Source organism: Streptomyces sp. HNM0574, assembly GCF_012726235.1.
Classification (GTDB): domain Bacteria; phylum Actinomycetota; class Actinomycetes; order Streptomycetales; family Streptomycetaceae; genus Streptomyces.
Genome location: NZ_JAASAH010000005.1, coordinates 54,740 through 72,386, shown reverse-complemented (window position 1 = coordinate 72,386; position 17,647 = coordinate 54,740). Strand labels below are relative to the sequence as shown.

Sequence of the window (17,647 nt, the reverse complement as noted above, 5' to 3'; positions counted from 1 at the left end):
ATCCCGCCCGGTGCCGTACAGGGCACGGGGCGGTACGGGACTCTCGCGGCAAGGAACTCACATCCGCTGAACCGTTACGGCTCACCTGCGGACATGGGCCGTTCCGGCAGCCCCCGTCGCCGGCTGCCGAGGCTCGGATTCCCTCCCGCGTCCGCTCCGGCCTACCCGGCGGCGGCGTAGTCCACGGCGTCCTCCAGCCCCACGGGCAGCACTCCGCCCGTGTCGCGCTCGTACTCCGAGCGGGCCGTCTCCAGCAGGCGGCGCCAGGAGGTGACCGTCGGGCGGCGGCGCAGCAGCGCCCTCCGCTCCCGCTCGGTCATTCCGCCCCAGACACCGAACTCCACGCGATTGTCGAGGGCATCGGCCAGGCACTCCGTCCGCACCGGACATCCGGTGCAGACCGCCTTGGCGCGATTCTGCGCAGCTCCTTGTACGAACAGTTCGTCCGGATCGGTAGTGCGGCAGGCGGCCTGCGCACTCCAGTCGGTTACCCAGCTCATAGCCGGCGCCGTCCTCTCCCGAATCGAGGCTCCCCCACGGCGGCGAACGGCATATTCACCGTTGCCAGTTGAGGACGTTACGGAAGCCTGGCAGGGCGCAACACCCCCGTCGGGCCCAATCTTGGATGGCCCGAACGGACTATGCGTATACGGCAGATCACCCACTGGAGTGAGTGGAGGACATGTGCCCCTTTCCCGGCACGGCTCCACAATTCCTCGGCCCGCACGGGAGCAACTAACGGACATGTGGCGTCAGATGCCGCGAAACAGGACAGGTCTGATCACTCACTGGAGTGACAAGAACGCCGTGACCGACCACAGTCCTGCGGCGAGGGTGGATTGGCGAGTCCGCGACAGCCTAGGCGAACAGATGCGCCCCTGTCCGGTGAATCGGCACGTAGGCTTCTGCCCATGGCAAAGAAGCGCTCGGGCGGTGGGCTCTCCGTACCCCAGCAGGCCGCCAAGTTCGTCGGCGTGAGTGTGCTGGCAGGGGCGGTACTGGCAGGACTCGCACTCCCGGCGGTGGGCGGGATCGGCCTGGCGGCCAAGGGAACGGTGGACGGCTTCGAGGGCCTCCCCACCAAGCTCAAGCGTCCGCCGCTGAGCCAGCGCACCACCATCCTCGACAACGAGGGCGGCGAGATCGCCAAGGTGTACTCGCGCGACCGCACGGTCGTCGACCTCGAGGACATCTCGCCGTACATGCGCAAGGCGATCGTCGCCATCGAGGACGCCCGCTTCTACGAGCACGGCGCCGTCGACCTCAAGGGCGTGCTCCGCGCGCTCAACCGCAACGCCCAGCAGGGCGAGGTGCAGGAGGGCGCGTCCACCCTCACCCAGCAGTACGTGAAGAACGTCTTCGTCGAGGAGGCGGGCAACGACCCGGACAAGATCGCCGAGGCGACGCAGCAGACCATCGGCCGGAAGATCCGCGAGGTCAAGTACGCGATCCAGGTCGAGCAGAACCTCGGCAAGAAGAAGATCCTGGAGAACTACCTCAACATCACCTTCTTCGGGCAGCAGGCGTACGGCGTCGAGGCCGCGGCCCAGCGGTACTTCTCCAAGTCCGCCAAGGACCTGACGCTCTCCGAGTCCGCGCTGCTCGCGGGCATCGTGCAGTCGCCCACCCGGTTCGACCCGGTCAACTCCGAGCAGGAGGCCACCGAGCGCCGGAACACCGTGCTGTCCCGGATGGCGTCCACCGGCGCCGTCAGCAGCGCCAAGGCGGAGGCGGCGAAGAAGAAGCCGATCGAACTGAACGTCAGCAGCCCGGAGAACGGCTGCATCACGGCGACGCACGGCGCCGGCTTCTTCTGCGACTACGTGCGCGAGGTGTTCCTCACCGACGACTCCTTCGGCAAGACCCGCAAGGAGCGCGCCGCGCGCTGGGACGAGGGCGGCCTGACGATCAAGACGACGCTCTCGCCGCAGACGCAGAAGTCGGTCGAGTCGTCGATACAGAGTCACGTCAACCAGTCCGACGACGTGGCCTCCGCCATGGCCGTCGTCGAGCCCGGCACGGGCCGGATCATGGGCATGGGCCAGTCCCGGCCGTACGGCTTCGGCAAGGACGAGACGCAGATCAACCTCTCCGTCGACCAGGACATGGGCGGCGGCGCCGGCTACCAGCCGGGCTCCACCTTCAAGCCGGTGATCGCGGCGGCGGCGCTGGAGCAGGGCATGAGCCCGTACAAGAAGTACCCCTCGCCCTACAAGATGCAGTACCCGTCGCCGGTGAACACCTGCAAGGGGCCGTGGAGCGGAAGCGCGCCCGTCGAGAACGAGAACCGCTCGGAGGTCGGCCCGTACCGGCTGAAGGAGGCGACGGCGAAGTCCGTCAACACCTACTTCGTCTCCCTCATCAGCGACACCGGCGTGTGCCCGGTGACGAAGCTGGCGAAGGAGATGGGCATCGAGCGGGCCGACGGCAAGAAGATGGACCAGGTGCCCTCCATCTCGCTCGGCACTCAGGAGGTCTCCCCGCTGACGATGGCGGAGGGCTACGCGACCTTCGCCAACCGCGGGGTGCACTGCACGCCGGTCGCCATCGAGTCCATCACGGACGCGAAGGGCAAGAAGCTGCCCGTGCCGAAGACCTCGTGCAAGCGCGCGATGAGCAAGAAGACGGCGGACACGGTCAATTCACTGCTGCGCGGCGTCGTCGAGGACGGTACGGGCAAGAAGGCCGGGCTCTCCGGCCGCGACAGCGCGGGCAAGACCGGTACGACGGACCAGCGCTACGCGGCCTGGTTCGCCGGCTACACGCCGAACATGTCCGGCGCGGTCTGGGTCGGTGACCCGGCGCACCGCACGCAGATGACGGACATCAGCATCGGCGGCGTGTACCACGCCAAGGTCTTCGGCGGCGAGGTCCCGGGCCCGATCTGGCGGGACGCGATGACGGGGGCGCTGAACGGCCGGGAGGCGCCCAAGTTCCACCACGTCCCGATCAAGGACGACAAGAAGGGGAAGAGCGCGGGCAAGAAGAAGCCGTCCGACGGCGGCGGCGAGGACAACAAGCCGCCGAAGCCGGACTACCCGCTGCCCGACATCTCGCTGCCGCCCGGCGTCATAGGGGGCGGCGACGGCGGCCCCGGCGGCGGCTGGAAGCTCCCGGGCCGCGACTGACCCGCCCGGCACATGCGTAAGGGGCGCCCTCCTCGGAGGGCGCCCCTTGTGCGTGGCCGGTGCTGCTTATCCGGCCAGGTGCTTCTTCACGGCCGTGGCCACCCGGCCGCCCTCCGCGCGCCCGGCGACCTTCGGGTTCACGATCTTCATGACGGCGCCCATGGCCTTCGGGCCCTCGGCGCCGCCCGCCTTCGCCTCGGCCACGGCCTCGGCGACCAGCGCGTCCAGCTCCGCGTCCGTCAGCTGCTTCGGCAGGTAGTCGGCCAGGACGTCGTGCTCGGCCTGCTCACGCTCCGCCTGCTCGCCGCGGCCCGCGTCGGCGAACGCCTCGGACGCCTCGCGGCGCTTCTTCGCCTCGCGGGCGAGCACCTTCTGCACCTCGTCGTCGGAGAGCTCGCGCGCGGACTTGCCCGCGACCTCCTCGTTCGTGACGGCGGTCAGGGCCATCCGGAGAGTGGCGGAACGCAGTTCGTCCCGCGCCTTCATCGCTGCGGTCAGGTCGTCCCGGAGCCGGGACTTGAGCGTGGTCATGCCCATAAGCATGCCAGCACCGCGCCCGGGCTCCCACCGCATTCCCCGCGGGGCCGGCCGACGGGACGGTCCCCCGTGGGGCGCCGCACGGCTCTGCACGGTGCGGCGCGGGTCTGCGACCATGGATCGCATGCGTGCGCGATACGGAGTTCCCCTCGCCCTCACAGCACTTGGCGCGGCAGGCGTCGGTTACGCGGCGGGGGTGGAGCCCCGCGCCTTCCGCATCCGGCGGTTCACCGTTCCGGTGCTGCCCCGCGGGATGCACCCGCTGCGGGTGCTCCAGATCTCCGACATCCACATGGTGAGCGGGCAGCGGAAGAAGCAGCGCTGGCTGCGCTCGCTCGCCGGGCTCCGTCCGGATTTCGTGATCAACACCGGTGACAACCTCTCCGACCCCGAGGCCGTGCCCGAGGTCCTGGACGCGCTCGGCCCGCTGATGCAGTTCCCCGGCGCGTACGTCTTCGGCTCGAACGACTACTACGGTCCGAAGCTGCGCAACCCCGCCAAGTACCTGATGGAGCGGGCCACCGGAAAGCACGGCCTGAACGGCAACGCGCCCGCGGTCGGCGCCGTCCACAACCCGTGGGAAGGCATGCGGGACGCCTTCGACGCGGCCGGCTGGGCCGGCCTCACCAACACCCGGGGCCGGATCAAGCTGGAGGGCGGCCAGGAGGTGGCCCTCACCGGGCTGGACGACCCGCACATCAAGCGCGACCGGTACGAGCAGGTCGCGGGCGGCCCCGAGCTGGGCGCCGACCTCTCCCTCGCCGTGGTCCACGCCCCGTACCTGCGCTCCCTCGACGCCTTCACCGCCGACGGCTACCCGCTGATCCTCGCCGGGCACACACACGGCGGCCAGCTGTGCATCCCCTTCTACGGCGCCCTGGTCACCAACTGCGATCTGGACCCGGGCCGGGTGAAGGGGCTCTCCTCGCACCGCGCCGGAGGGAACGAGTCGTACCTGCACGTCTCCGCCGGCTGCGGCGCCAACCGGTACACCCCCGTCCGCTTCGCCTGCCCGCCCGAGGCCACTCTCCTCACACTGACCGCACCCGAGGACTGACCACGGCGGTCGCGGCCGGGGCGTCCTCCGCCCTGGCCGTCCGGCCCGGCACCGGCCCGGTCCGGGGCCAGGTCAGCGGCTTGATCACGGCTCGGGGAGGCTCCCGGGGAACCGGATTTCGCGTCAGCGGCCGTCTGGGCTAAAGTAGAGCTCGTTGCTTCGGGGTGTAGCGCAGCTTGGCAGCGCGCTTCGTTCGGGACGAAGAGGTCGTGGGTTCAAATCCCGCCACCCCGACTGAAGAAACACCAGGCCAGGGGCCTGATCCGGGAAACCGGGTCAGGCCCCTGCTGGGTTTTCAGGGGTCGTTTGGCGAAATCCTGGCGAAGATCACGCCGTCAGCTCCAGGTCGCCGGACTCCAGCCTCTCCTTCAAGCGCGTCCGGGCCCGGGCATCAAGTGCCCTGCTCCACAGCTTCGTTAGGCCGCGGCACGGCTGCGCGCGCGTGATGGCCGTCACATGCGAGCAGTGCGGCGCTGCTCAACGGGGTGGACCGTGTGCCGCTCCCCCGCGTACCCCCGGGAGCCCCATGGGAGCCGACTCGCTCCCGGTGTCCGCCTTCCTGAGAGGGAAAGCGATCCGCGCCGAAGCGCCCGACGCCCCAACTGCTCACCTGCTCCGGCCCCTTGCCCCGTGGGGCAGTCAAAGAATCCCCGCCCGAAGTTCCCCGGAAATGCAACGGTGCACCGTCATTCCCGCCCCGTGGAGCCGGCGAGTTTCAGTTGGTGCACCGGGAGTTGTCGTTTCCTTGAAAGGTAACGGTTGACGGGGCAGGCCGCGGTGAAGAGGCTGTTGGCTAGCTTCAGCGGGAGTGTGTCGCCAGGTGGCCGAGGCCCCGGTGGGCGCTGCGTACAGGCTTGGTGTGCCGTTCGCTCATTCCCGTGGAAATAGCGGCCGTCCGTGCCGATCCCATGTGTGGAGAAATTCCGAACGCGCCGGGCATTCCCGTGACTTGGAGTTCACGGCGCGGAGTTCTGACGCGTTCCGACGAGTATCGCAGAAGAAGGAGGACACCGCGCCATGACCATTTACTCCGACGCCGTGAACGACGCTCTGGAACGGCTGGACGACCTGGGTTACGAACGCGGGCCCGAACCCGAGGGGTTCGTCGCGCACGGCACCATGTGTGCCGAGACGCTGGCGACCCTCGGCTACACCGACAGCATCCCGGGCTACGTCGACGGCTACCGCCGCGGGCTCGCGCACCACGACCGCCCCGAGCCGCGCTTCGCCCTGGCCCCCGAGGACTGGCGGGAGTCGCTGGGCGACTTCACCCGGCTCGGCGACTGGGAGGTCTTCTTCGCGCGGGAGCTGGCCGAGGCCCCCTGGCGCACCGTGCTGGTCCGCTGGTGGCCCCGGCTGGTGCCGGGCCTCGTCGCGGGGACCACGCACGGGCTGATCCGTACCGCCCACGCGGTGCGGAGCCTGGCGGCCACCCCGCAGCCCACCCGGGCCCAACTCACCGAGTTCACGCGGGGGTTGGCCTTCTGGGCCGCACGCTGGACCCGGCTGCCCGGCCGGGTGCGGTTCGAGGGGGACAAGACCCTCGCGGAGGCGATGGCCGCCCTCCCCCGCGACGAGCTGCGCGACTCCCGCTTCCGCGGCGGCAGGGGCCGGACCGACGACACCTCGGCGCTGGAGACGTACGCGGGCTACCACGAGGCGCTGCGCGCCCTGCGCCCGCAGCACACCCAGTGGCTGATCAGCGAGATGACGGCGGAGTTCTCCGGCGTCTACCTGGCCCACCCGGAGGCACTGCCCGTACCGCCGATCCACGGGATCACCGCCCCGGCGGCCGCCCGTCTGGTGCTGCCGCACCTGCCCGAGGAGCTGCACGGTCCGACGGTCGCCGCGCTGTGGCAGGTGCAGACACTGTTCCTGCTCGACCTGACGAACGGCCGGAACAGCGAGGACACCGCGCTCACGGACGCGGACGCCTCGGGGGCGCCGGGCCCGGCCGAGCTGGCGGCCCGCGCCGTCGAGCACGGCGACGACCACGTCATCAAGGTGGCCGAGGCCTGCCTGCGGGAGCACACGCTGCGGCCCGACCCCCGCTACGCCGCGGCCGCGCAGGCGGCCCAGGAGCGCATCCCGCCGTACGAGCCGACGCTCGGCCGGACCATGTACCTGGAGATCGAACAGCGCGGTGCGCGCTATCTCGAACTGTCCCGTGCCAAGTACGGCCGGAGCGCGCCCTACGACCGCTTCCTGAGCGAGGACTGACCCGGCGCCCGCTCCGCCCCGGAGATCCGTCGCAGCACTCAACCCGACCGTTCCCGTACGGAATTGGAGACTCCGCATGACTGTGCCCGTGCACGCCGCCGACGAGGTCAAGACCGTTCCCATGACCCCGGAGCTGTACCGCTATCTCGTCGCCCAGGCGGAACCGCCGACCCCGGTCCAGCGGCAACTGACCGAGCAGACCCGGGCCCTGGGCGAGATGGCGGTGATGCAGATCCCGCACGAGCAGAGCGCCCTGCTCACGCTGCTGACGAAGATGGCCGGCGCCACCAGGGTGGTCGAGGTCGGCACCTTCACCGGCTACTCCACGCTCGCCTTCGCCCTGGGGCTGCCCCCGCACGGCACCGTGACCACCCTCGACCTGTCGGCCGAGTGGACCGACATCGCCCGCCGGGCCTGGGAGGCCGCCGGCGTCGCCGACCGTGTCCAGCTGCGGCTCGGCCCGGCCGAGGAGGCCCTGCGCGCCCTTCCCGAGGAGCCGGTGATCGACATCGCCTTCCTCGACGCCAACAAGGACGGCTACGCGACCTACTGGGACCTGCTGGTGCCCCGCCTGCGCCCCGGCGGGCTGCTGCTCGCGGACAACGTGCTGTACGCGGGTGAGGCGGCCGACCCCCGGTGCACCGGCAACGCCGCCGACATCCGCCGGTTCAACGCCAAGGTCCGCGCCGACGCCCGCATGGAGTCCGTGCTGCTTCCCGTCGCCGACGGCCTCACCCTCGCCCGCAAACGTGACGCCGGCGAGGGCGTACCCCGGAACGCCTGACGTGCGCGGAGCGGCGTCCCGTCCCCCGGGACGCCGCTCCGGGACGTCTCAGACCGCGGCGTGCTCGGCCGCCAGCTTCTCCAGTACGGGGACGAGTTCGGCGGGAGAGGGCGCCGCCAGCTGGTCCGCGTGCAGCGCGTCCGCGCCCTCCTGGAAGGCGGGCTCGTTCAGCAGCCGGAACAGCGCCGCGGTGACGCGCTCCGCGGTCAGCCCCGTGCGGTCCAGGGCGATGCCCGCTCCGTAACCGGCGGCGTGCTGCGCGAGGTTGGCGTAGTCGCCGCCCGCCTTGGGGATGACGAGCTGCGGCACCCGGTGGGTGAGGGCGGAGGCGAAGGAGCCGCTGCCGCCGTGGTGGATGATCGCCGAGCAGCTGGGGAGCAGCTGGCTGAGCGGGAGGTAGTCGACGGCGCGCACGTTGCCGGGGAGGGTGCCCACCTCCGCGAGCTGGGCGCGGTCGAGGGTGGCGACCACCTCGATGTCCGAGGCGGCGGCCGCCTCCAGGAGCGCCGAGATCAGCGGGATGCTGTCGGCGAAGAACTCCCGCTCGCTCACCCCCAGCGTCAGGCACACCCGGGGCCGCTCCGGCGGCTTCCGCAGCCAGCCGGGCACGGCCGCGGCCCCGTTGTACGGGACCCAGCGCATGGACACGTACCGCAGGTCGACGGGGAGCCGCATGCCGGAGGGGGTGGGGTCGATGCTCCACTGACCGGTCAGCAGCTCCTCGTCGAAGTCCACGCCGAGCCGGCGGAGGGTGGGGCGCATCATCGCGGCCATCAGGTCCTCCCGGGGCCCGCTGTCCGGCAGGCGCAGCCGCTCCAGGAGGCGCTGCCGGGCCCACCCGACGTGGTCCAGGCCCCACAGCAGCCGGCCCTGCGCCGCTCCGCAGGCGCGGGCCGCCACCGGCGCGGGGAACCACAGCCCGTCCCACAGCACCAGGTCGGGGCGCCAGGAGCGGGCGAACTCCACCAGCTCGTCGACGAACGGGCGGCTGCCGGGCGGCGGTTCCTCCGCCGGGTAGTGCAGCGCGAACGGCGCCAGCAGGTAGTTCCGCAGGGCGATGCGGCGGTCGTGGTCGTCCGCCTCCAGGTCCATGGCGTCGATGACGTCCCCGAGACGCGGGTCGGTGCCCGCGGCCCCGACCATGGCGGCGAGGTCCTCCTCCTCGCCCAGCGGTACCGCGTGCAGCCCGGCGGCGACGATCGCCTCGGCCATCTCCGGGTTGGAGGCCACCCTGACCTCGTGGCCCGCGCTCTGCAGGGCCCAGGCGACGGGCACGACCTGTTTCAGATGGGAGACGGCCGGAATGATCGTGAGCAGAACGCGCATCGGAACGTGCTCCCTTCGCAGGCCGGTTCCGCCGGCCCGCTCGGCTTCTTCGTGCCCCGCGCCGGGGACCGCTCAAGGCTCCGGCCGGCCGGGGAGCGGCGGCAACCCGGTTGACGCCGAGTTGTAGGTCCGGGACGCGCGCACGTGCCCTGTACGGGAGACCGCCGGCCTGCCGAGAATGAGCGGGCTGATCACGGGCGCGGTGGAAGGGGAGCACGAGCATGGACGCGAGTACGAACCCCGCGGAGGGAGCGCCGGAGCGGCTGCCGCTGTCGGGAGTCCTGGTCGCCGACTTCAGCCGGGTGCTGGCCGCCCCGTACGCGACGATGCTGCTCGCCGACCTCGGCGCCGAGGTGATCAAGGTGGAGCATCCGGACGGCGGGGACGACACCCGCGCCTGGGGCCCGCCGCACGCCCCGGGCGACGGCGAGGCCACCTACTTCCTCTCCGTGAACCGCAACAAGCGCTCCTTCACGGCCGATCTGCGGGACGCGACCGACCGCCGCCGGGCGGTGGAGCTGGCGCGCCGCGCCGACGTCGTCATCGAGAACTTCCGCCCCGGCACGATGGCCAAGTACGGCCTGGACCACGCGCGGGTCAGCGCGGCCAACCCGGGCGTCGTGTACTGCTCCGTGACCGGGTTCGGGGCCGGGAAGGGCGCCGCGCTGCCCGGGTACGACCTGCTGCTCCAGGCGGTCGGCGGCCTGATGAGCGTCACAGGACCGGCCCCGGGCGAGCCGGTGAAGGCGGGAGTGGCGCTCGTCGACGTGCTCACGGGGCTGCACGCGGCGGTGGGCGTGCTCGCCGCGCTGCGCGAGCGGGAGGCGACGGGCGAGGGGCAGTACGTCGAGGTGAACCTGCTCTCCACGCTGCTGTCGAGCATGGTCAACCAGTCGGCCGGCTACACGGTTTCGGGCGTGGTGCCGGGCATCCTCGGCAACCGGCATCCGTCGATCGCGCCGTACGAGGTGTTCGACGCGGCCGACCGTCCCCTGGTCCTGGCCGTCGGCAACGACCGGCAGTTCGCGGCGCTGTGCGCGGGCCTGGAGGAGCCCGCGCTGGCCGACGACCCGCGGTACGCGACGAACGCGGACCGGGTCGCCCATGTCGACGCCCTGGCAGGGCAGTTGACGGCGCTGCTGGCGCGGCGCACGGCGGCCGAATGGTGCGAGGTGCTGAGCCCGCTCGGGGTGCCGTGCGGGCCGGTGAACGGTCTCGACGGCGCCTTCGCGCTGGCCGAGGAGCTGGGGCTCGGCCCCCGCGCCGCCACCGGCGGGGACGGGGCGGCCGTCGACACCGTGGCCAACCCCATCGGCCTGTCCCGCACCCCGGCCCGCTACGACCGCCGCCCGCCCCGGCTCGGCGAGCACACGGACGAGATCGCCGCCTGGCTCGACCGGGAGGAGACCTGAGCCCCGGGCCTCAGTCCGCGCCGCTCAGGTAGCGGTGCAGTGCGCCGGAGCCCGCCAGCATCGCCCTGGCCCGGGCGGTGAGCGCCTCGTCCCGGCGGACGAGCGCCTCGCGCAGGGCCTCGCGGCTGCCGGTCTCGCGGAGCCCGTCGAGGACGAGCCGGATCCGGGGCAGGCGGTGGTGGCTCCGGCGCAGCAGGTGCACCATCCGGGCGTCGCGGACGTCGGCGGGGCTGAACACCCGGTATCCGGTGCCGGGTTGGCGGGCGGGGGCGATCAGGCCGGCGGACTCCCACACGCGCAGCGCCGAGGTGCGGACGCCGAGACAGCCGGCGACCTCGCCGATCCGCAGGTCCGCGTCCGGCAGCACGTCACTGTCCGCGCGCTCCCCCGCCACGGCCTCCAGCGCTTCCCCGGCCTCCCGCAGCGCACGCCGCTCCTCGTGCAGCGCGGCGTGGGACGCGTCGACGAGGGCGAGGGCGCGGGGCAGGTCGCCGGCCTGCACCGCGCGCATCGTCTCCCGCGCGGCGGCCGTCCCGTACCCCGTGGTGAGCGCGCGGTAGGTGAGCAGCGCGTCGAGGTGGCGGGCGTCGAAGAGGCGGTAGCCCGAGGCGGTGCGCGGGACGGGTGGCAGGACGCCGCTGTCCTCGCAGTCCCGGACCCACTGGGTGGAGGCCCCGGCGGCGCGGGCGAGATCGACGGGGCGCAGCCGTTTCCGGCGCTCACTCACCGGCTTCCCTCCCTCGTCTCGCGGGGCACGGTGGCACGGAAACCAGAAGGGCTCCCCGCGTGCCCGCGCGCTGCGGCGCGCCTGCGGCACACGGGGAGCCCTCCGGTAGGGTCCCGACCTGGCGGTGCGCTCAGGACTGGGGCTTGCTGCCGTGGTTGGCAGCGTTCTTGCGACGTGCCTTCTTCTTGCGGCGGCGCTTCGACGACATGCCGTCTCCTCTCTACGAGTGCTGATCGCGGAGAATCCACCGTTTCATACCGCGCTCCCGCCCGTCGAACACGGACGGTACGCACCTGCCCCGGCCCCGGTGCCCGCTTCCCCGGACTCTCACCGGCTCTTCGTCACCGCGGCGCTCCGCACCGCAGAATGGGCGCATGACCACCACGGAGAACACCGATTCCATGCCCGACTGGGAGAAGCGCTTCCGGGCGCCGCGCGTCTCCCTGCCGGAGTGGGCCGAGGACGCCCCGGACCGCTCCCTGTTCATCTCCAACGCCACCGGCACCTTCGAGCTGTACGCCTGGGACCGCGCCACCGGCGAGCAGCGCCAGGTGACCGACCGTCCCAACGGCACGACGGACGGCATGCTGAGCCCGGACGGCGAGTGGATCTGGTGGTTCTCGGACACCGACGGCGACGAGTTCGGCGTCTGGATGCGCCAGCCGTTCGGCGGCGGCGAGGACGAGCCCGCCGTCCCCGGGCTGGCCGCCTCCTACCCGGCGGGCCTGGCCGTCGGCCGCGACGGCACGACCGTGATCGGCCGCTCCACCGACGAGGACGGCTCCACCCTGCACGTCGTGCACCGCGGCAGGCCCGAGGAGCCCGTGGAGATCTACCGGCACCGCGAGTCGGCCGGGGTCGGTGACCTCTCGCACGACAGCACGCTGATCGCCGTCGACCACACCGAGCACGGCGACGCCATGCACTCCGCGCTGCGCGTCGTGACGACGGACGGCAAGACCGTCGCCGAGCTCGACGACACCGAGGGCGGCACCGTCGAACTCGGCCTCGCCGTCCTCGGGTTCGCGCCCGTCGACGGGGACAGCCGGCTGCTCGTCGGCCACCAGCGCCGCGGCCGCTGGGAGCCGATGATCTGGGACCCGGTCGCGGGCACCACCCGCGAGCTGGCCATCGACCTGCCCGGCGACATCAGCGCCGAGTGGGTGCCGGACGCGAGCGCGCTGCTCGTCGCGCACAGCCACCGCGCGCGCAGCGACCTGTGGCGGTACGACATCGCCTCCGGCGAGCTGACCCCGGTCGAGACCCCGGCGGGCTCCGTCTCCGGCGCGACGGCGCGCCCCGACGGCTCCGTCGAGTACCTGTGGTCCTCGGCCGCGCAGCCGCCGCAGGTGCGCACCACCAAGGCGCCCGGCGCCGTCGTGCTCGACCCGCCCGGCCTGAAGGCCCCGGAGACGGTGCCCGTCGAGGACCTGTGGGTCGAGGGTCCCGGCGGCACGGTGCACGCGCTGGTGCAGAAGCCGGCGGGCGAGGGCCCGTTCCCGACGGTGTTCGAGGTGCACGGCGGTCCGACGCACCACGACAGCGACTCCTTCGCGGGCCAGCCCGCCGCCTGGGTCGACCACGGCTTCGCCGTCGTCCGCGTCAACTACCGCGGCTCGACGGGCTACGGGCGGGACTGGACGGACGCGCTCAAGCACCGCGTCGGCCTGATCGAGCTGGAGGACATCGCCGCCGTGCGCGAGCGCGTCGTCGCCTCCGGGCTCGCCGACCCGGAGCGCCTGGTGCTGGCCGGCGGCTCCTGGGGCGGGTACCTGACGCTGCTCGGCCTCGGCACCCAGCCGGAGGCCTGGGCGCTCGGCCTGGCCGCCGTCCCGGTCGCGGACTACGTCACGGCGTACCACGACGAGATGGAGGCGCTGAAGGCGCTGGACCGCACGCTGCTCGGCGGCACCCCGGAGGAGGTCCCGGAGCGCTTCGCCGCCTCGTCACCGCTGACGTACGTGGACGAGGTGCGCGCCCCGGTCTACATCTCGGCGGGCGTCAACGACCCGCGCTGCCCGATCCGTCAGGTGGAGAACTACGTCGAGCGGCTGGAGTCGCGCGGCGCCCCGCACGAGGTGTACCGCTACGACGCGGGGCACGGCTCGCTCGTCGTGGAGGAGCGGATCAAGCAGTTGAGGCTGGAGATCGACTTTGCCCTCCGTCATCTGCCGGGCGGGGCTGCCCGGTAGCGGCGTCCTCCGGCTCCGCGGCCGCCGTCGCTCCGGCGTCGGCGGCCGCGCCCAAGGCGTCACCGCCGTACGGCTCCTCCGGTACGAGCCCGAGTTCGGCGTCCTTCACGAGTTCCACCTCGCGCCGGAAGAGCCGGAACCACATGAAGACCACGAAGCCGGCGAAGACGAACCACTCGGCCGTGTAGCCGAGGTTCTGGAACGCCTTCATGTCGAGCCCGGTGTTCGCGGGCGCGGCGGGCGGCACCGGCTTCAGCGCCGCGTCCGTCCCGCTGGTCTTCTGCACCGTGATCCACGCGTCGTGGACGCCGTACGGCACGACGTTCACCAGTGAGGCCGCGCTGATCACGCCGATCTGGCCCTCGGGCAGACCGCCCGCGTGGGCCCCGGGCGAACGCGGCGACTCCGACGCCTGGAGCGCGCCCCGCACCGTGACCTCACCGCGCGGCGCCTCGGGCACCCGGCCCGGGTCGGCGGAACCGGGCAGCCAGCCACGCACGACGGGCAGGGCCTTGCCCTCGTCGGTGCGGAGCAGCGAGAGCACGTAGAAGCCGCGCTTCTGGGCGTCGCCGTCCCGCACCTCGCGTTCGGGGACGAGCAGTTGGTGACGGGTGTCGTAGCGGCCGGTGGCCTCCGTCATCCGTCCCACCGTCTCGGTGGTGACCGGCAGCACCTTGCTCAGCGGCTCCGCCTTGGCGTGCGCCGCCTCGGCCTCGGCACGCTCCTGCTGCCTGTGGCTGTCGACCCGTACCTCGAAACGGGAGAGCTGCCAGCTGCCCATGAAGAGGCAGACCGGGATCGCCAACACGGCGAAGAGGTTGATCCCCCACCAACGCGGGGTCAGCAGAAACCGGTACACGCTCCCCACGGTACGGGGCGGCCCGCGACGGATGTCCGGAGGGTCGCCCCTTCCCGCCCGCACGGCATGAACCCGTCAGCCCGCCGGGAGGACTCCGGTGCGGTAGACGGTGCCGGAGCAGGCGCCGTCGAGCCTGGTCTCCGCGGCCGCGGGCTCGCCCACCTCGGGCGTGTGCAGGAGCGTCACGCCGGACGGGCCCTCGCCCGCGTCGCCGCCGGTGCTGCCGCCGCCGCCCGTGCCGTCGTCGCCGTCCCCGCCGGTGCCCGGGTCGCCCTCGCCGCCGGTGCCGCCGGAGTCGCCGCCGGTCGACGGGTTGTCGCCGCCGTCCTGTGCGTCGCCCGGCTTGGTCGTCGGCCCGCCGTCCGGGCAGCCGTCCGGTATCCAGGCGAACTTGACCGTGTACGACTCCCCGGCGCGGAGCACCAGCGACTCGGGCGCCGTCGTCGGGTCGGGCAGGCCGGCGGCCGCGTCCCCCGGGGTGTGGTCGACGATCTTTATCCGGGAGGTGTCGGACCGGCCCGCCTCCAGCGCCGTCACCACGCCCTGGCCGTGCACGGTGCAGGTCTCGCCCGAGGTGTTGCGGACGCTGAAGCTGCCGTACACCTGGCCCTGGCCGTTCGGCGGGCCCGACTGGGCCGTCCCGCCGCCGAGTTGATCGCGTCCGCAGTCCGGGGAGCTGACGCCGAGGGTCTCGTTCGGGTCGTCGGCGCCGCCGCTCTTGCCCGCCGAGGGGGACGGCGAGGCGTCGTCCTCGCGCTCCTGCTCGCCGCCGCCCTGCTCGCCGTCGCCCTTGCCCGAGGACTGCTTGCCCTCGTGCGGCTGCCCGTCGCCGTGGCCGCCGGTGACCTCCGTCTGCGGGTGGCTGCTGCCCGCGTTGACGGGGTGGTCGCCCTCGCCGACGCCGGGCACGAAGCCCGCCTGGGCCAGCAGCGGCACGCCGACGCATCCGAGGACGACGGCAGCGGCCGCGCCGACCAGCGCCTGCCGCCGCTGCGCGCGCCGCGCGGGCACCGCGCGCTTGAGGTTCTCCAGCGAGGTGGGCGAGGGCTCGATGCCGTCGACGCTCTCGCGCAGCATCCGCCGCAGCGCGTCCTCGTCGCCGCCCTCGCCCGCGTCCGGACCGGTGCCCTCCGGACGCGGCCGGTTCTCGTACTCGGCGTCGTCCTGCTCGCCGTTGTGGTGGCCGCCGTTCATGACGTGGACTCCATGACTGTGCGCAGCGCGGCGATGCCGCGCGAGCCGTACGCCTTCACCGATCCCAGGGAGAGCCCCAGCACCTCGGCGACCTGCGCCTCGGTCATGTCCGCGAAGTACCGCAGCACCAGGACCTCGCGCTGGCGGCGCTGGAGCCCGCGCATCGCCCGGATCAACTCGTCCCGCTCCAGCTGCTCGTACGCGCCCTCCTCCGCGCTCGCCATGTCCGGCATCGGCTTGGAGAGCAGCTTCAGGCCGACGATGCGGCGGCGCAGCGCGGAGCGCGAGAGGTTGACGACCGTCTGCCGCAGATAGGCGAGGGTCTTCTCCGGGTCACGGACGCGCTTGCGCGCGGAGTGGACCCGGATGAACGCCTCCTGGACGACGTCCTCGCAGGACGCCGTGTCGTCGAGGAGCAGTGCCGCGAGGCCCAGCAGTGAGCGGTAGTGGGCACGGTACGTCTCGGTCAGGTGGTCGACCGTGGTGCCTGAGGCCACGGCGTCGTCAGTGTCCACGTGCTGCGCCGCGTCCGCCGGGTGCGCCGATCCCGCCCGCGCAGGGCGGGCGGCCGACCACGGGGCGATCACGGGCATGCCTCCGGTGCACACACCGGAGGGCCCGGACGCTGTCGCGATTCCGATTCCCAGTACCTCTGCCACGCTTGTTGGACACCCGTCCCCCCAACAGGGTTGTACGCACAGGGCACTGTTCCCGAAGATGTCCTGTTTGTCGCTGTGCTCCTCATGCGTACCAGCCCATCCCCAATGACCCGAATTTCACAGCATCTTCGACCCTGGCAGCTGACACAAAGACGCTCCCTGCCCGCAAGCCGGTTGCGGGACAGGGAGCGAAATTGTCGGTCAGATCAGACTGCCGTGGCCAGTGGCCGGCGTCAGCGGCCGGTGCCGCCGTAGACCACGGCCTCGTCGCTGTCGCTGTCGAGGCCGAAGGCCGTGTGCACGGCGCGCACCGCGTCGTCCACGTCGTCCTTGCGCGTGACCACGGAGATGCGGATCTCGGAGGTGGAGATCAGCTCGATGTTCACCTCGGCCTTGGACAGGGCCTCGAAGAACGTCGCCGTGACACCCGGGTTGGTCTTCATGCCCGCGCCGACGAGGGAGATCTTCGCGATCTGGTCGTCGTAGCGCAGGTTGTCGTAGCCGATGCGGCCCTGGGCCTTCTCCAGCGCGGAGATCGCCTTGCGGCCCTCGGCCTTGGGCAGCGTGAAGGAGATGTCCGTCAGGCCCGTCGACGCGGCGGAGACGTTCTGCACCACCATGTCGATGTTGACCTCGGAGTCGGCCAGCACGCGGAAGATGGAGGCGGCCTCACCCGGCTTGTCCGGCACCCCGACGACCGTGACCTTCGCCTCGGACGTGTCGTGTGCGACACCCGAGATGATCGCCTGCTCCATGTCTTCCCCTCGCCCGCTCTGTTCCTGCGGCTGACTGCCGACCCACGTGCCGCGCAGCCCGGAGAAGGAGGAGCGCACGTGGATCGGGATGTTGTAACGGCGCGCGTACTCGACGCAACGGTGCAGCAGCACCTTCGAACCGGAGCTGGCCAGCTCCAGCATGTCCTCGAACGAGATCCAGTCGATCTTCTTCGCCTTCTTGACGACCCGGGGGTCGGCCGTGAAGACGCCGTCGACGTCGGTGTAGATCTCGCAGACCTCGGCGTCCAGCGCGGCGGCCAGCGCGACGGCCGTCGTGTCGGAACCACCACGGCCCAGCGTGGTGATGTCCTTGCTGTCCTGCGAGACGCCCTGGAAACCGGCGACGATGGCGATGTTGCCCTCGTCCACGGAGTCCTTGATCCGGCCCGGCGTGACGTCGATGATCCGCGCCTTGTTGTGCGCGGAGTCCGTGATCAGGCCGGCCTGGCTGCCGGTGAACGACTGTGCCTCGTGGCCGAGGGATTTGATCGCCATCGCCAGCAGGGCCATGGAGATACGCTCTCCGGCGGTCAGCAGCATGTCGAACTCGCGCCCGGAGGCGACCGGAGAAACCTCTCCGGCGAGATCGATCAGCTCGTCCGTCGTGTCACCCATCGCGGAAACCACGACGACCACCTGGTGGCCGTTCTTCTTGGCTTCGACGATCCGCTTGGCAACGCGCTTGATGCCCTCGGCATCGGCAACGGAGGAGCCGCCGTACTTCTGCACGACAAGGCCCACGTGTGCTCGCTCCTCGAATCAGTCTTTCTGGATCC

Annotated in this window: 14 protein-coding genes and 1 tRNA gene; 7 read left to right on the top strand and 8 right to left on the bottom strand. The window is 72.0% G+C overall.

Features of this window, described 5'->3' with window-relative positions:
- Positions 1–161 precede the first annotated feature (161 nt).
- Positions 162–500, bottom strand: a complete 339-nt coding sequence (locus HCC30_RS11375) for a WhiB family transcriptional regulator (protein WP_169442333.1) — start codon at positions 498–500, stop codon at positions 162–164.
- 411 nt (positions 501–911) lie between these two features.
- Here HCC30_RS11375 and HCC30_RS11365 point away from each other — a divergent pair, with 411 nt between their 5' ends.
- Positions 912–3,128 carry a transglycosylase domain-containing protein gene (locus HCC30_RS11365; protein ID WP_169442332.1) on the top strand — a complete coding sequence of 739 codons (2,217 nt, stop codon included), beginning with the start codon at positions 912–914 and terminating at the stop codon, positions 3,126–3,128.
- Positions 3,129–3,194: 66 nt separating this feature from the next.
- Here HCC30_RS11365 and HCC30_RS11360 read toward each other — a convergent pair whose 3' ends face one another.
- Positions 3,195–3,659: a GatB/YqeY domain-containing protein gene (locus HCC30_RS11360; protein WP_169442331.1), complete on the bottom strand. Its 465-nt coding sequence runs from the start codon at positions 3,657–3,659 to the stop codon at positions 3,195–3,197.
- A gap of 130 nt (positions 3,660–3,789) precedes the next feature.
- On the opposite strand from HCC30_RS11360, the gene HCC30_RS11355 reads away from it, so the two are divergent.
- The 4 genes from HCC30_RS11355 (at position 3,790) to HCC30_RS11340 (ending at position 7,726) form a co-directional block, all read left to right on the top strand.
- Positions 3,790–4,722 (top strand): metallophosphoesterase, encoded by a 933-nt coding sequence (locus tag HCC30_RS11355; RefSeq protein ID WP_206323694.1) that lies wholly within the window; start codon positions 3,790–3,792, stop codon positions 4,720–4,722.
- Positions 4,723–4,882: 160 nt separating this feature from the next.
- Positions 4,883–4,956: transfer RNA gene (locus tag HCC30_RS11350), tRNA-Pro, on the top strand.
- Positions 4,957–5,739: 783 nt separating this feature from the next.
- Positions 5,740–6,942: a questin oxidase family protein gene (locus tag HCC30_RS11345; protein WP_169442329.1), complete on the top strand. Its 1,203-nt coding sequence runs from the start codon at positions 5,740–5,742 to the stop codon at positions 6,940–6,942.
- Positions 6,943–7,018: 76 nt separating this feature from the next.
- A complete protein-coding gene (locus HCC30_RS11340) occupies positions 7,019–7,726 on the top strand; it encodes an O-methyltransferase (protein ID WP_206323693.1) in 708 nt (235 codons plus the stop codon).
- 48 nt (positions 7,727–7,774) lie between these two features.
- Here the strand turns inward: HCC30_RS11340 and HCC30_RS11335 are convergent, their stop codons facing one another.
- Positions 7,775–9,052: an activator-dependent family glycosyltransferase gene (locus tag HCC30_RS11335; RefSeq protein ID WP_169442328.1), complete on the bottom strand. Its 1,278-nt coding sequence runs from the start codon at positions 9,050–9,052 to the stop codon at positions 7,775–7,777.
- Between the two features lie 221 nt (positions 9,053–9,273).
- Between HCC30_RS11335 and HCC30_RS11330 the strand changes: the two genes are divergently transcribed.
- Positions 9,274–10,464, top strand: coding sequence for a CoA transferase (locus tag HCC30_RS11330; protein ID WP_169442327.1), 1,191 nt, complete (start codon positions 9,274–9,276; stop codon positions 10,462–10,464).
- Positions 10,465–10,474: 10 nt separating this feature from the next.
- Here HCC30_RS11330 and HCC30_RS11325 read toward each other — a convergent pair whose 3' ends face one another.
- The gene (locus HCC30_RS11325) at positions 10,475–11,191 is read right to left on the bottom strand and encodes a MerR family transcriptional regulator (protein WP_169442326.1); all 717 of its coding nucleotides are present in this window, start codon (positions 11,189–11,191) and stop codon (positions 10,475–10,477) included.
- Between the two features lie 374 nt (positions 11,192–11,565).
- On the opposite strand from HCC30_RS11325, the gene HCC30_RS11320 reads away from it, so the two are divergent.
- The gene (locus HCC30_RS11320; protein ID WP_169442325.1) at positions 11,566–13,383 is read left to right on the top strand and encodes a prolyl oligopeptidase family serine peptidase; all 1,818 of its coding nucleotides are present in this window, start codon (positions 11,566–11,568) and stop codon (positions 13,381–13,383) included.
- On the opposite strand, the gene HCC30_RS11315 is transcribed toward HCC30_RS11320, so the two are convergent.
- From HCC30_RS11315 to HCC30_RS11300, 4 genes are all read right to left on the bottom strand, one after another.
- Positions 13,319–14,242, bottom strand: a complete 924-nt coding sequence (locus HCC30_RS11315; RefSeq protein WP_169442324.1) for an SURF1 family protein — start codon at positions 14,240–14,242, stop codon at positions 13,319–13,321. The genes HCC30_RS11320 and HCC30_RS11315 overlap by 65 nt on opposite strands.
- A gap of 75 nt (positions 14,243–14,317) precedes the next feature.
- Positions 14,318–15,436: a hypothetical protein gene (locus tag HCC30_RS11310; protein ID WP_169442323.1), complete on the bottom strand. Its 1,119-nt coding sequence runs from the start codon at positions 15,434–15,436 to the stop codon at positions 14,318–14,320.
- On the bottom strand, positions 15,433–16,029 hold the full coding sequence (locus HCC30_RS11305) for a SigE family RNA polymerase sigma factor (protein ID WP_169442322.1): 597 nt from the start codon (positions 16,027–16,029) through the stop codon (positions 15,433–15,435). The genes HCC30_RS11310 and HCC30_RS11305 overlap by 4 nt, the downstream gene beginning before the upstream one ends.
- Positions 16,030–16,328: 299 nt before the next feature.
- Positions 16,329–17,612 (bottom strand): aspartate kinase, encoded by a 1,284-nt coding sequence (locus tag HCC30_RS11300; RefSeq protein WP_169442321.1) that lies wholly within the window; start codon positions 17,610–17,612, stop codon positions 16,329–16,331.
- Positions 17,613–17,647 lie beyond the last annotated feature (35 nt).